The organism is Paraburkholderia sp. JHI869, assembly GCF_038900775.1.
Taxonomy (GTDB): Bacteria; Pseudomonadota; Gammaproteobacteria; order Burkholderiales; family Burkholderiaceae; genus Paraburkholderia.
On sequence record NZ_JAYMSC010000011.1, the window covers coordinates 221166 to 234418 of the forward strand.

General features: G+C 66.1%; 12 protein-coding genes. 6 read left to right on the top strand and 6 right to left on the bottom strand.

Annotation, left to right across the window (positions count from 1 at the left end; all coding sequences use genetic code 11):
• Positions 1–10 precede the first annotated feature (10 nt).
• The 3 genes from VSR72_RS20325 to VSR72_RS20335 are packed head-to-tail and all read right to left on the bottom strand — an operon-like array spanning position 11 to position 2747.
• Complete coding sequence (locus VSR72_RS20325; protein WP_028205927.1) at positions 11–793, bottom strand: metal ABC transporter permease; 783 nt, start codon at positions 791–793, stop codon at positions 11–13.
• Positions 786–1751: an ABC transporter ATP-binding protein gene (locus tag VSR72_RS20330; protein ID WP_342954131.1), complete on the bottom strand. Its 966-nt coding sequence runs from the start codon at positions 1749–1751 to the stop codon at positions 786–788. The genes VSR72_RS20325 and VSR72_RS20330 overlap by 8 nt, the downstream gene beginning before the upstream one ends.
• A gap of 24 nt (positions 1752–1775) precedes the next feature.
• The gene (locus VSR72_RS20335; RefSeq protein ID WP_342954132.1) at positions 1776–2747 is read right to left on the bottom strand and encodes a metal ABC transporter solute-binding protein; all 972 of its coding nucleotides are present in this window, start codon (positions 2745–2747) and stop codon (positions 1776–1778) included.
• 330 nt (positions 2748–3077) lie between these two features.
• Here VSR72_RS20335 and VSR72_RS20340 point away from each other — a divergent pair, with 330 nt between their 5' ends.
• The 6 genes from VSR72_RS20340 to ugpC all read left to right on the top strand — a co-directional run bounded on the left by VSR72_RS20340 (position 3078) and on the right by ugpC (position 9103).
• The gene (locus VSR72_RS20340; RefSeq protein ID WP_342954133.1) at positions 3078–3881 is read left to right on the top strand and encodes an L-iditol 2-dehydrogenase; all 804 of its coding nucleotides are present in this window, start codon (positions 3078–3080) and stop codon (positions 3879–3881) included.
• Positions 3882–3965: 84 nt separating this feature from the next.
• A complete protein-coding gene (locus tag VSR72_RS20345; protein WP_342954134.1) occupies positions 3966–5300 on the top strand; it encodes a sugar ABC transporter substrate-binding protein in 1335 nt (444 codons plus the stop codon).
• 165 nt (positions 5301–5465) lie between these two features.
• Entirely contained in the window at positions 5466–6389 is a 924-nt protein-coding gene (locus VSR72_RS20350) for a sugar ABC transporter permease (protein ID WP_342954135.1), read from the top strand.
• On the top strand, positions 6386–7255 hold the full coding sequence (locus VSR72_RS20355) for a carbohydrate ABC transporter permease (RefSeq protein WP_342954136.1): 870 nt from the start codon (positions 6386–6388) through the stop codon (positions 7253–7255). The genes VSR72_RS20350 and VSR72_RS20355 overlap by 4 nt, the downstream gene beginning before the upstream one ends.
• Before the next feature lie 12 nt (positions 7256–7267).
• On the top strand, positions 7268–7954 hold the full coding sequence (locus VSR72_RS20360) for an HAD family phosphatase (protein ID WP_342954137.1): 687 nt from the start codon (positions 7268–7270) through the stop codon (positions 7952–7954).
• Positions 7955–7993: 39 nt separating this feature from the next.
• The gene (gene ugpC / locus VSR72_RS20365; protein WP_342954138.1) at positions 7994–9103 is read left to right on the top strand and encodes a sn-glycerol-3-phosphate ABC transporter ATP-binding protein UgpC; all 1110 of its coding nucleotides are present in this window, start codon (positions 7994–7996) and stop codon (positions 9101–9103) included.
• A gap of 130 nt (positions 9104–9233) precedes the next feature.
• Here ugpC and VSR72_RS20370 read toward each other — a convergent pair whose 3' ends face one another.
• From VSR72_RS20370 to dalD, 3 genes are all read right to left on the bottom strand, one after another.
• Entirely contained in the window at positions 9234–10181 is a 948-nt protein-coding gene (locus VSR72_RS20370; RefSeq protein WP_342954179.1) for a sugar-binding transcriptional regulator, read from the bottom strand.
• Between the two features lie 42 nt (positions 10182–10223).
• The gene (gene xylB, locus VSR72_RS20375; protein WP_342954139.1) at positions 10224–11705 is read right to left on the bottom strand and encodes a xylulokinase; all 1482 of its coding nucleotides are present in this window, start codon (positions 11703–11705) and stop codon (positions 10224–10226) included.
• Positions 11706–11827: 122 nt separating this feature from the next.
• Positions 11828–13234, bottom strand: coding sequence for a D-arabinitol 4-dehydrogenase (gene dalD, locus VSR72_RS20380; protein ID WP_342954140.1), 1407 nt, complete (start codon positions 13232–13234; stop codon positions 11828–11830).
• Positions 13235–13253: the final 19 nt, after the last annotated feature.

Sequence of the window (13253 nt, forward strand, 5' to 3'; positions counted from 1 at the left end):
GCACAACGTTCTAGCGGCGCCCGATCAGACTCGCGCCGTAGACGAGTGCGGCGAGCGCGGTGATCCAGAAGCTGGTTGGCCAATCGGTGTAGAACGCGAGCGTCACGCCGAGCCACGCCTGCACGAGCGCGAGCAGCGCGGCGAGCACGAGGCCGGTGGAAAGGCGCGTGGTGAGATTCTGCGCGGCGGCGGCCGGACCGACCATCAGAGTAAAGACGAGCAGCACGCCGACGATCTGCGTGCACGCGGCCACAGCGAGCGCGGCGATGGCGAGGAACAGCATCGAGACCGCGCGCAGCGACACGCCCTTCGCTTCGGCGAGTTCGGGCTGTAGCGAGGCGAAGAGCAGCGGCCGCATGATGGCGGCGAGCGCTGCGAGGCTCGCCACCGCCAGCGCGGCGAGCACGCCGAGCGTTTCGCGATTCACGCCGAGCACGTTGCCGAACAGCAGCGCCGTGACCTGCGTGGCATACGACGTGAAGAAGTGTAGAAACAGCAGGCCGAAACCGAGCGCAAGCGAAAGGATCACACCGATCGCGACGTCGCGGCCCGCGAGCTTTTCGCCAAGCGCGCCCATCGAAACGCCGGCGGCGAGCGTGAAGCCCACCATGCCCCACATCGGCGAAACGCCTAGCAGCACGGCGCCCGTCGCGCCCGTGAAGCCCACGTGCGAGAGCGCGTGGCCCGCGAATGTCTGACCGCGCATCACGAGGAAATAGCCCACCACGCCCGCGAGCACCGCGACGATGCCCGACGCCGCGAAGGCGTTCACCATGAAATCGTATTCAAGCATCGTGCGTGTGGCCGTGTGTGTTGTCGTTGTTGTCGCCGTGGGCGTGACCATGCGCATGGCCGTGGCCGCCGTGGTCATGGCCGTGGTCGTGCTCATGCTCGTGGTCGTGCTTTTCGACTTCCACGTCGCCCGACATGACGAAGATGCGGCCCTTCATGCGCATCACTTCGATAGGCGAGCCGTAGAGGCGCGAGAGCACGGGCGCGGTGATGACTTCATCCACGCTGCCGAGCGCCGCCACGCCGTTGCCGAGATAGAGCACGCGGTCGAGCGCGTTGAGGAGCGGGTTGAGTTCGTGCGCTGAGAACAGCACCGCGATGCCCAGCTCGCGCTGCACGCGGCGCACGAGTTCGACCACGCCGCGCTGATGGTTCGGGTCGAGGCTGATGAGCGGCTCGTCGAGCAGCAGCAGCTTCGGGTCGCCGAGCAGACATTGCGCGAGCAGCAGGCGCTGGCGCTCGCCGCCCGAAAGCTCCGAAAGCGGGCGATCGGCAAGCGCGCTCGCACCCACGAGATCGAGCACGCGCGCGACGTCGGCGCGCGTGGCGGCGTCGGCGCGCGGCAGGCCCCAGCGGTGGCCGTCGGCGGCCATCGCCACGAAGTCGCGGCCGCGCACGCGGCGGCTCGCCAGTGCGGTGCGCGTTTGCGGCATGTAGCCGATCTTCGCGTTGCCGCGCGCGACCGGCTCGCCAAGCACGCGGATCGCGCCGTGCGACGCCGGCACGAGGCCGAGAATTGCACGCATGAGCGTAGTCTTGCCCGCGCCGTTCGGCCCGAGCACGCCGATGAATTCGCCCGGGTTCACCGCGAAGTTCGCGTCGCGCAGGATCGTGCGCTCGCCGAGCGCGAGCGTCACGCCCGCGAGCGTGAGGACGGGCGTCGGCGCGCGGTGCGCGCCGTTGTGCGGTGCCTTGTGCTGTGAAGCGATATCGGTGGGCGAAGGGCCTGCCCCGGTCATGACGTCTGTCCTTGCTGAATACGGTTAGTGTTGCTCGGCAAGCGCCTTGTCGAGCGAGTCGAGCTGCGCGAGCATCCATTGCTGGAAGTTCACGCCGGCCGGCTGAGTCTCGGTCACGCTCACGGACGGCACCTTCGACTGCTTCGCCAGCGCAAGCATGCGCCGCGTGAGCGCCTCGGTCGCCTGGCTGTTGTAGATCAGCACACGCACGCGGCGCTCGCGCAGGTCGCGCTCGAACGCGGCGATGTCCGAAGCGCTTGCCTCGGTGTCGTTCATCGCCGCGAGCTGGAAGCGCAGGTTGCGCATGTCGAGGCCGATCGCATCCGACATATAGCCGAACACCGGCTCCGTGGCCGTGACGGGCTGCCCCTGGTAGCGCGCGCGCAGCGCCGCGACCTTGGCATCGACCGGCTGCAGCGAGGCGAGGAACGTTGCCAGGTTGGCATCGTACACGCTCTTGTGCGCGGGGTCCGCCGCGCCGAGCGCGGCGCTCACCGCGCGCGCCACGGCAGGCATGGTCTTCGGGTCGTACCAGAGGTGCGGATTGTCGCCCGCCTTCTTGCCGACGAGGTCCGCCGCGACGATCGTCGTGCGGTTGTTGCCGCTCTTGCCAGCGCCGGTTGCGCCGAGCAGCTTCGTCATCCACGGGTCGTAGTCGGCGCCGTTGTAGACCACGACACGCGCATTCTGGAGCGCGCGGGCGGTCTTTGGGCTCGCCTCGAAGAGGTGCGGGTCCTGGTCGGGGTTGCTGAGGATGCTCGTCACGTCCACGTAATTGCCGCCGATCTGCTTGACGACGTCGCCGTAGAAGTTTTCGGCGGCCACCACAGGAATCGCCGCGTTGCTTGCCTGCGCCGCCAGCGCCGCGCTCGCCCCACCGAACGCCGCGCCCAGCGCGAATGCAAGCCCGGTCGCGAAGCGCGCGAGCGCGAAGCCCCGGCGCGCGCCTGCTGTGGCGGGGCGGGGCGTGCAGTTGGCGCGGGTGAACGTGATCATGGTTCTATCCTTGTTGATAAGGGAGCCTCAAAGCGGACGCGGGCGCGTCGGTGCCGCGAAGGCGAGATGATATAACGTATCACTTCGATTGGCGAGTCAGCTCGCCATCCGGTCAGGGGGCCGGATCTGCAGGCCGCAGCCAGCCGAGGCTTGCGCGTCGCACCATCGAAATCTCGTTCAATCGCGTTCGTTCGCCTTGACAGTCTCCTACTCGTATCCGATCATTCGATCAACGACAGAGCAAATGCTCACATGTCGGGCGATCGCTCAGATGCTCCCTCGGGATGCCAGCCGAGCGCGCCCCGCACAAATGAAAATTGGAGACAACCTGTGGCACACACCGCGACCCCAGCGGCAGGACGTTTGCAGGACAAGGTAGCCGTGCTGACCGGCGCAGCGAGCGGCATTGGCGAGGCGGTTGCGCAGCGTTATCTGGACGAAGGCGCGCGTTGCGTGCTGGTCGACGTGAAGCCCGCCGAGTCCGTCGCTCCAACGCTCGCCGCCGCGTACCCCGAGCGCGTGCTCGCGATCTCCGCAGACGTCACCCGCCGCGAGGACATCGACCGCATCGTGCTCAGCGCGGTCGAACGCTTTGGCCGCATCGACATCCTCTTCAACAACGCGGCGCTCTTCGACATGCGCCCGCTCCTCGACGAATCCTGGGACGTGTACGACCGCCTCTTCGCGGTGAACGTGAAGGGCATGTTCTTCCTCATGCAGGCCGTGGCGCGCCGCATGGTGGAGCAGGGGCAGGGCGGCAAGATCATCAACATGTCCTCGCAGGCCGGCCGCCGCGGTGAGGCGCTCGTTTCGCACTACTGCGCAACCAAGGCTGCCGTGCTGAGCTACACGCAATCGGCGGCGCTTGCGCTGGCGCCGCATCGCATCAACGTGAACGGCATCGCGCCGGGGGTGGTCGACACGCCCATGTGGGAGCAGGTCGACGCGCTCTTCGCACGCTACGAGCACCGTCCGCTTGGCGAGAAGAAGCGCCTCGTGGGCGAGGCCGTCCCGCTCGGGCGCATGGGTCTGCCCGAGGATCTCACGGGCGCAGCGCTCTTTCTCGCTTCCGCCGACGCCGATTACATCACCGCGCAGACCCTGAACGTCGACGGCGGAAACTGGATGAGCTGAATATTTCCGGAACCCTTGCACAACGCATCACGACAGCAGCACGGCTGCAGCAAGACATAACGCAACGAACAAGGAGACAACGTCATGAAGCCAGCAATGAAGACCGCCTCAAAGTGCATAAGTCGAGCGGTGAGTGTCGGTGCACTCGTCGCCGCGGCGAGCGCCGCTCACGCGCAGACCGTCACGATCGCCATGTTGAACAACCCGGACATGATCGAGCTGAAGAAGCTCTCGCCGGCTTTCGAAAAGGCCAATCCGGGCATCAAGCTGAACTGGGTGATTCTCGAAGAAAACGTGCTGCGCCAGCGCGCGACGACCGACATCACGACCAACAGCGGCCAGTTCGACGTGATGATGATCGGCACCTACGAGGCGCCGCAATGGGGCAAGCGCGGCTGGATCGTGCCGATGACGAACCTGCCCCCAAGCTACGACATCGACGACGTGGTGAAGACCGCGCGCGATGGCCTCTCGTACAACGGCACGCTTTATGCGCTGCCGTTCTACGTCGAAAGCTCGATGACGTACTACCGCAAGGACCTGTTCGACAAGAAGGGCCTCAAGATGCCCGAGCAGCCGACCTATGACCAGATCAAGGACTTCGCCGACAAACTCACCGACAAGTCCGCCGGCACGTACGGGATCTGCCTGCGCGGCAAGGCCGGCTGGGGCGAGAACATGGCGTATGTGACGACGGTGGCGAACACCTTCGGCGGCCGCTGGTTCGACGAGAAGTGGCAGGCGCAGCTCACCTCGCCCGAGTGGAAGAAGGCGGTGAACTTCTACGTCGACATGCTGAAGAAGGACGGCCCTCCGGGAGCGAGCTCGAACGGCTTCAACGAAAACCTCACGCTGATGTCCTCGGGCAAGTGCGCGATGTGGATCGACGCCACGGTTGCGGCCGGCATTCTCTACAACAAGCAGCAGTCGCAGGTGGCCGACAAGATCGGCTTCGCGGCCGCGCCGACGCAGGCCACGCCGAACGGCGCGCACTGGCTGTGGTCGTGGGCGCTCGCGGTGCCGAAGTCGTCGAAGTCGCAGGACGCCGCGAAGAAGTTCATCGAGTGGGCCACGTCGAAGGAGTACGTGCAGATGGTCGCGCAGGACGAGGGCTGGGCTTCGGTGCCGTCGGGTACGCGGATTTCGACGTATCAGAATCCCGAGTACAAGAAGGCCGCGCCGTTTTCCGACTTCGTGTTGAAGGCGATCCAGACCGCCGATCCGAATCATCCGACTGCGAAGCCGGTGCCGTACACGGGTATCCAGTTCGTAGGGATTCCTGAGTTTCAGTCGTTCGGTACGGTCGTAGGCCAGAGCATTGCCGGTGCAGTGGCCGGGCAGATGAGCGTCGATCAGGCGCTCACCGCGGGTAACGCCGCCGCCAACCGCGCCGTGGCGCAGGCTGGGTATCAGAAGTAACTGCGAAAAGTAAGGCTGCGATGTTCAAGCAGCTAGCGTAGCAGCGCGAGCGCGCGCCGGGCCACCCGGCGCGGCGCGCACCCTCGCGAAGCCGATGCCGCGCCGGGCTCTCAAGCCGGCGCGCAACCGAGAAGGGTGGTCCTCATGCGTCATCTCCATCTCCCCATGCCTATATTCAATCGAGCGCGCACGCCACAGAAACCGCAGCAGGTCGAATCGCGCCGCTCGGCTTCACGCTGGCTCGTGTCACCGTCCGTCGCGGTGCTGCTGCTGTGGATGACGATCCCGCTCGCGATGACGATCTGGTATTCGTTCACGCGATACAACCTGCTGAATCCGGATTTGAAGGGTTTTGCGGGCTTCGACAACTACAGGTTCCTTGCAACCGACCCCTCGTTCGTGCCGTCGATCGTGCACACCATCGAGTTGATCGTGTCGGTGCTCGTGATTACCGTGGTGGGCGGCGTGCTGATGGCGGTGCTGTTCGACCGCAAGTTCATCGGCATGGGCGTCGCGCGCCTGTTCGCGATCGCGCCGTTCTTCGTGATGCCCACGGTGAGCGCGCTCATCTGGAAGAACATGATCCTGCATCCGGTGTACGGTCTCGTCGCCATCGCGATGCGTTCGATGGGCATGACGCCGATCGACTGGTTCGCCGTGTATCCGCTCACCGCCGTCATCATGATCGTGGCGTGGCAGTGGCTGCCGTTCGCGTTCCTCATTCTCTTCACGGCTATCCAGTCGCTCGACCAGGAGCAGAAGGAAGCCGCGAAGATCGACGGCGCCGGCCCGATCGCCTTGTTCTTCTACATCACGCTGCCGCACCTGCGGCGCGCGATAGCCGTTGTCGTGATGATGGAATCCATTTTCCTGCTCTCGATCTTCGCCGAGATCTACACGACCACGGGCGGCGGTCCCGGCAACGCGACCACCAACCTCACTTACCTGATCTACTCGATGGGCCTGCAGCAGTTCGACGTGGGCATCGCATCGGCTGGCGGCATTCTCGCTGTCGTGCTCGCGAACATCGTGTCGTTCTTCCTCGTGCGGATGCTCGCGCGCAACCTCAAAGGGGAGTACGAAAAATGAGCCAGATTACCGCTACACCCAGGCAATCGGCCGACGCGGTCAATCATTCGTCGCCGCTGCAGTTCCTCGGCCGCGTGGTGCCGGGGCTGCTCGCCTGGCTGATCGCGATCGCGCTGTTCTTCCCGATCTTCTGGATGACGATCACGGCATTCAAAACCGAGCAGCAGGCCTATATTCCGACGATCTTCTTCCTGCCGACGCTCGACAGCTTCAGAGAAGTGTTCGCGCGCAGCAACTACTTCGCGTTCGCGTGGAATTCGGTGCTGATCTCGGCGGGCGTGACGATCGTGTGCCTGATCTTCGCCGTGCCCGCAGCCTACGCGATGGCATTCTTCCCGAACCAGCGCACGCAGAAGGTTCTGCTGTGGATGCTCTCCACGAAGATGATGCCTTCGGTGGGCGTGCTCGTGCCGATCTATCTGCTTTGGAAAAACACGGGACTGCTCGACACCGTGAGCGGGCTGATCATCGTCTATACGCTCATCAATCTGCCCATTGCGGTATGGATGGCGTACACGTACTTCAACGAGATTCCACGCGACATTCTCGAAGCCGGACGCATGGACGGCGCGGCCACCTGGCAGGAAATCGTCTATCTGCTCATGCCGATGGCGGTGCCGGGGCTCGCCTCCACCGCGCTGCTCCTGATCATTCTTTCGTGGAACGAAGCGTTCTGGAGCATCAACCTCTCCAGCTCGAACGCCGCGCCGCTGACCGTGTTCATCGCCTCGTATTCGAGTCCTGAGGGCCTCTTCTGGGCGAAGCTTTCCGCGGCGTCGCTGCTCGCGGTGGCGCCGGTGCTGATCGTCGGCTGGCTTTCGCAGAAGCAACTGGTGCGTGGCCTTACGTTCGGGGCCGTCAAGTAAATGGACAAAGCGATGCCCATTCAAGCCCTGATCTGCGACTGCGACGGCGTGCTGATCGACAGCGAAGCCGTGGCGGCCAGCGTGCTGGTGCGCGAACTCGAAGCGCGCTGGCCCGGCGTGGACGCGGCGCCCGTCGTCATGCCGCTGCTCGGACAGCGTATCGAGCGGGTGCTCGGCGGCGCGGGCGAAGCGCTCGGGCGCAGCCTCACGGCCGCCGACGTCGATGCGATCCGCGTGGTCGCAGAAGCGGAAGCGCGTGAGGCGCCGCTTTTCCCGGGCGTCGTGGCCGCACTGGAAGCCGTGACGCTCACCAAGGCCTGTGCGAGCAACAGTTACACGGCGGTGGTGCGCGAGGTGCTGGCGCGCAATGGACTCGATCGCTTCTTTGGCGAGCGTGTGTACTGCGCGGATATCGTCGCGAAACCCAAGCCCGCGCCCGACGTCTATCTCGCGGCGGCGCAGGGCATGGACATCGCGCCCGCTGCGTGCCTCGTGGTCGAGGACAGCGTGACGGGCGTGAGCGCGGCGCGCGCGGCGGGCATGACGGTGCTCGGCTTCGTGGGCGGCACGCATGTGGGCGGCGACGCCCACGCGCACGAGTTGCGCGAAGCGGGTGCAATCGAAATCTTCGACGACATGACAACGCTGCCCGCGCGGGTGGCGCAATGGATGAACAAGGCGCAAACGCGTTCGAACTGAACCGGCTTAGGCGGATTTAAGCAGAAACGGAGACACATCATGGCAAGCGTGATCCTCAGAGACGTACTGAAGCGCTACGACGACAACGAAGTGCTGCGCGACGTGAACCTCGACATCGGCGATGGCGAATTCGTCGTGTTCGTGGGCCCGAGCGGCTGCGGCAAGACCACGCTCATGCGGATGATCGCGGGGCTGGAGGACATCAGCGGCGGCGATCTGACGATCGACGGCACGCGCATGAACGACGTGCCCCCGGCCAAGCGCGGCATTGCGATGGTGTTCCAGTCGTACGCGCTGTATCCGCACATGACGCTCTACGACAACATGGCGTTTGGCCTCAAGCTCGCGGGCGCGAAGAAGCCCGAGATCGACGCGGCGGTGAAGAACGCCGCGAAGATCCTGCACATCGACCATCTGCTGGACCGCAAGCCCAAGCAGCTTTCGGGCGGCCAGCGTCAGCGTGTTGCGATCGGGCGCGCGATCACGCGCAAGCCCAAGGTGTTTCTGTTCGACGAGCCGCTCTCGAACCTCGACGCCGCGCTGCGCGTGAAGATGCGCCTCGAATTCGCGCGCCTGCACGACGAACTCAAGACGACGATGATCTACGTGACGCACGATCAGGTCGAAGCGATGACGCTCGCCGACAAGATCGTCGTGCTCTCGGCGGGCAATGTCGAACAGGTCGGCAGTCCGAACCGTCTTTATCACGCGCCGGCGAACCGGTTCGTCGCGGGCTTCATCGGCTCGCCGAAGATGAATTTCCTCGACGGCACAGTGCAGCAGATCGGCAGCGACGGCATTGTCGTGCGCTACGAAACGGGCGATACGCAGAAGGTGGCGGTCGAACCGGGCACGGCGCGCGAAGGCGACAAGGTGACGGTGGGCATCCGCCCCGAGCACCTGCACATCATGACGGGCGCGGAGGGCGTGAGCGCGAAGGCGATGGCGGTCGAGTCGCTCGGCGACGCTGCTTATCTCTACGCCGAATGTCCGGTCGCGCCGGATGGCCTGATTGCACGCATTCCGCCGCTGGAGCGGCACGAGCGCGGCGAGGCGTTCAAGGTGGGCTCGACGCCCGATCATTGCCATCTCTTCAATGCGGATGGTCTCGCGTTCGAGCGTCGCTTCGCGCAGCAACTGGCTGCATGATTTCACTGGCTTGCTGGACGCACCGCCTCGATTCTCGAGGCGGTGTTTGTGGCGAGGTACCTGAGGTTGCCTTTGTTAGCCCGCTTCGTGCGGGCTTTTTTTTTGCGCCGTCGTACAGCCTTAGAGGATTTTAGCGTTCGATCGCGGCGCGCGCGCACAGTTCGTCGGTGACGAGCCCCGAGAGCCAGCCGCCGTTGAGCGCTGCGATCACGGCTTCGCGTTTGCGCGCGCCGCCGGCGAAGCCGATGGTCGGGCGGCGCGGCGGCGAGTCGAGGTACACGCTCGTCACGCGTCGCCCGGTGGGCGAATCGACACGCTTGCCAGCGGCGTCGATCGGCAGGCCGAGCATTTCGGCCACGGCGCCCTGGCTCATCAGCTCGCGCACTTCGTCGGAGGTAATGAAGCCGTCCTCATGCAGCGGGCAATGCTCGCCGATATTGCCGATACCCACGAACGCCACATCGGCTTCACCCGAAAGCGATTCGACGATGCGATAGAGCCGGTGATTGCACCACTGCGCGCGCTCGGCCTCGTTATCGGCGATGAGCGGCGCGGGCAGCAGGAAGTGCTTGCCGCCGGTTTTCTCGGAGATATGCAGCGCGACGTCGTAGCGGTTCGACGAACCGTCCTGGGCGATCGCGCCCACCATCGAAACCAGCCGATGCTGCGGCCGCTCCAGTTGCGCGATCTGGTCCACCGCTGCCTTGAGCGTACGCCCGCTGCTCACGGCGACGACCATCGGCCGCTCTTCGGTCAGGTAGCGCTCCATCACTTGCGCGCCGGCCACCGCGAGCTTGCGGTCGATTTCCTCGGGCGTGTCGTTGTCCACGGGCACCACTTCGCAGACCGAAAGGCCGTAGCGCTTCGACAGCGCGTCGGCGAGCGCGAGGCAATCGGCGAGACGATGATCGACGCGCACGCGAATGAGGTTCTTCTCGACCGCGAACGCGACGAGGCGCTGCGCGACCGGGCGCGACACCTGTAGCTTCTCGGCGATTTCGTTCTGGGTGTTGCCGGCCACGTAGTAAAGCCAGGCGGCGCGGGTCGCGAGATCGAGTTTTTCGGTGGACTTGGGCACGGTGATGGTCGGGGGATTCGGGGCCGAAGTGTACTGCACGCGTTACGCGAGGCGTTCGCGCGAGGGCTCGAAAAGCGGGCGCACGTGGCGGTACAGCGCGCGGTAGGCGGTGAGCCGCTCGCGCAGCGCCGCGTGGCGCACGGCGTTCGGCGTGTACTCGGCCACCACGGGCGGCTTGGTCAGCACGTCGCGCGCGTCGCCGCCCGCCGCGAGCCAGCCCAGGCGCGCCGCGCCGAGCGCCGCGCCGGTTTCGCCGCCGCCGTGCTGGCGCGTGGGCGTGTTGAATGCGTCCGCAACCAGTTGCGCCCAGTAGCCGCTGCGTGCACCGCCGCCCAGCATCGACAGCGCACCCACTTCGGTCCCGGCCGCGGCGAGCGCGTCGAGACCGTCGGTGAGCGCGAGCGTCACGCCTTCGAGGACCGCGTAGCCGAGCAGGGCGCGGTCGGTCGCGTGCGTCATGCCGAAGAACACGCCCTGTGCATACGGGTCGTTGTGCGGCGTGCGCTCGCCCGAGAGATACGGCAGGAAGAGCGGGGCTTCGGCGAGGGTTTGCGGGCTGAGCTGTTCGACTTCTGCGAGCAGCGTGGGCTCGTTCGTGCCCGTGAGCTTGCAGACCCAGCGCAGGCAGCTCGCCGCCGACAAAACCACGCTCATCTGATGCCAACGGTCCGGAATCGCGTGGCAGAACGCATGCACGGCGGAAGCAGGATTGGGCCGGAAGCGGTCGCCGACTACGCAGAGCACGCCCGATGTGCCGAGTGAGACGAAGCCGTCGCCGGGCTGCGTCGCGCCGATGCCGATGGCGCTCGTCGCGTTGTCGCCGCCGCCCGCCGCCACGACCACGTCTTCGCGCAGACCGAATTCGCGCGCGAGCGCGGGCAGGAGCGTGCCGGAGGGCGCGCTGCCTTCGGCGAGCGCGGGCATTTGCGCGCGCGTCATGTTGCAGGCGTCGAGCAGCGCATCGGACCAGTCGCGTTTGGCCACGTCGAGCCAGAGCGTGCCCGCGGCGTCGGACGGATCGGAGACCTTGCCGCCGGTGAGTTGCAGGCGCAGATAGTCCTTCGGCAGCAGCGCGCAGGCCGTCTCGCGAAAGATCTGCGGCTCGTGGCGTGCAACCCACAGCAGCTTGGGTGCGGTGAAGCCCGGCATGGCGAGATTACCCGCAATGCGATGCAGTTGCGGCGCGCGCGCGGTGAGCTCGGCGCATTCGTCCACGGCGCGCATGTCGTTCCAGAGGATCGCGGGACGCAACACGTTGTCGCGGGCGTCGAGCAGCACGGCGCCGTGCATCTGCCCGGAAAGGCCGATGCCGCGCACCTGCGCGAATTCTTGCGGATGCGCCTCGCGCAGCGCGGCGAGCGCGCGGCGCGTGCCGTCCCACCAGTCGGCGGGATTCTGCTCGGACCAGCGCGGGTGCGGGCGCGAGACGACGAAAGGCGTGCCGGCGGTGCCGATCACGCGGCCGTCGGGCGCGAGCAGCAGGACTTTCACTTCGGAGGTGCCGAGGTCGATGCCGAGATACATAGGCGCGCTGAAGTCGTGAAGAGAGTTGCGCTACTTTAGCCGCGCGCCGGGCGCGACGCCATGCGCGCCGACCCGGAGGGCGCGCGTGGCGCAGGTGTTAAGGGTTGCGCTGCGGTGTGGCTTCAAACGCTGCAACCGCGTGAGGCGAGCCACTGATCGACGCGCGTGAGCGCGCCACGCACCGCGCCGCCGAGCGTCGGGTTGCCGGCGAGGCCGCCCCAGAGCAGCTTGTCGCCGAGAAACGTCGAGACAGGGTCGCCGCTCTCGAACATGCGGTGCACGGCCGCTTCGTCCATCACGCCGTCCTGGTAGCGATAAGGCAGCGTGCCCTTGTGCCAGCGTTCCAGAAAGCGCAGGAAGAGTGCGGGCAGCATGGCCGTGGCAGCGGGCGTCGCACCCGCGGCGATGCGTTGCGCGAGCGTCGGCGCGATGAAGCCAGGGATCTTCGAGTAGCCGTCGGCGGCCACGCGCTGGTTCGTGTCCTGGATGTACGGATTGCTGAAGCGCTCCAGCACGATGTCGCGATACTTCGCGAGATCGAGCGGGCTGGGCGTGAGGCAGGGGATCACATCTTCGCTCACGTACTCGCGCGCGAAGGTGCGGATGTCGGCGTCGTTGGTGCCTTCGTGGATGAAGTCCAGCCCGATGAGCGTGCCCGCCCACGCAATGCAGCTGTGCGTGGCGTTGAGGATGCGGATCTTCGCTTCTTCGTAGGGCATCACCGATTCGACCATCTCCGCGCCCGCGCGCTCCCAGGCGGGCCGCCCCGCGCAGAAGTGATCCTCGATCACCCACTGGATGAACGACTCGCCCATCACCGGGCAGGCATCGTCCGCGCCGGTCGCCGCCTTCACGCGTTCGCGCACGTCGGGCGTGGGGCGCGGCGTGATGCGGTCGACCATGGAGTCGGGGCAGGCCGTGTTGGCGTCGAACCATTCGCGCAGATCCGTCGCGCCGCGAAGTGCCAGGAACTCGCGCATGCCCGCGTGAAAGCGCTTGCCGTTACTGCGCAGGTTGTCGCAGGTTTGCAGCGTGACGGGACCGCCGTCGCGCGCCATGCGCGCTTCGAGGATCGCGGTGAGCGCGCCGTAAATCGTCGTGCGGCCGCCGTTGAGATCGGCGGCGAGGTCGGGGTTCGCGGTGTCGAGGCGGTCGTGCTCGTCGAGGTAATAGCCGCCTTCGGTCACCGTGAAGGCGATGATCTTGCAGTTCGCTTCGGCGCCGGCATCGATCAGGCTCGCGAGATCGGCGGACCACGGCAGCACGCGCGTGATCGAATGGATCTCCTCGTAAGTGCGCTCGCCTTGGGGCGTGACCGTTTCGAGCGTGTAGGCGCCGTTCTGCGCGGCCAGCGCGTCCATCACGGCGTTCATGTCGGAGCGGATGTTGCCGACGGTGAGCGACCAGGCGGCCTCGTCGGGCTTGCGCGTGAGGTTCACGCGATGCAGGTACCACGCCTGATGCGCCCGGTGAAACGACCCGGCGCCGATGTGCAGGATCACGCTCGCATTGCTGCGTTCGGTGTTCATTCGCTGTCTCCTTACTCAA

Excerpts from the sequence above, each read along its gene's own strand:
- VSR72_RS20360 (WP_342954137.1), top strand. The coding sequence starts at position 7,268 with ATGCCCATTCAAGCCCTGATCTGCGACTGCGACGGCGTGCTGATCGAC.
- VSR72_RS20345 (WP_342954134.1), top strand. The coding sequence starts at position 3,966 with ATGAAGCCAGCAATGAAGACCGCCTCAAAGTGCATAAGTCGAGCGGTG.
- xylB (WP_342954139.1), bottom strand. The coding sequence starts at position 11,705 with ATGTATCTCGGCATCGACCTCGGCACCTCCGAAGTGAAAGTCCTGCTG.
- dalD (WP_342954140.1), bottom strand. The coding sequence starts at position 13,234 with ATGAACACCGAACGCAGCAATGCGAGCGTGATCCTGCACATCGGCGCC.
- VSR72_RS20330 (WP_342954131.1), bottom strand. The coding sequence starts at position 1,751 with ATGACCGGGGCAGGCCCTTCGCCCACCGATATCGCTTCACAGCACAAG.
- VSR72_RS20335 (WP_342954132.1), bottom strand. The coding sequence starts at position 2,747 with ATGATCACGTTCACCCGCGCCAACTGCACGCCCCGCCCCGCCACAGCA.
- ugpC (WP_342954138.1), top strand. The coding sequence starts at position 7,994 with ATGGCAAGCGTGATCCTCAGAGACGTACTGAAGCGCTACGACGACAAC.
- VSR72_RS20350 (WP_342954135.1), top strand. The coding sequence starts at position 5,466 with ATGCCTATATTCAATCGAGCGCGCACGCCACAGAAACCGCAGCAGGTC.
- VSR72_RS20355 (WP_342954136.1), top strand. The coding sequence starts at position 6,386 with ATGAGCCAGATTACCGCTACACCCAGGCAATCGGCCGACGCGGTCAAT.
- VSR72_RS20325 (WP_028205927.1), bottom strand. The coding sequence starts at position 793 with ATGCTTGAATACGATTTCATGGTGAACGCCTTCGCGGCGTCGGGCATC.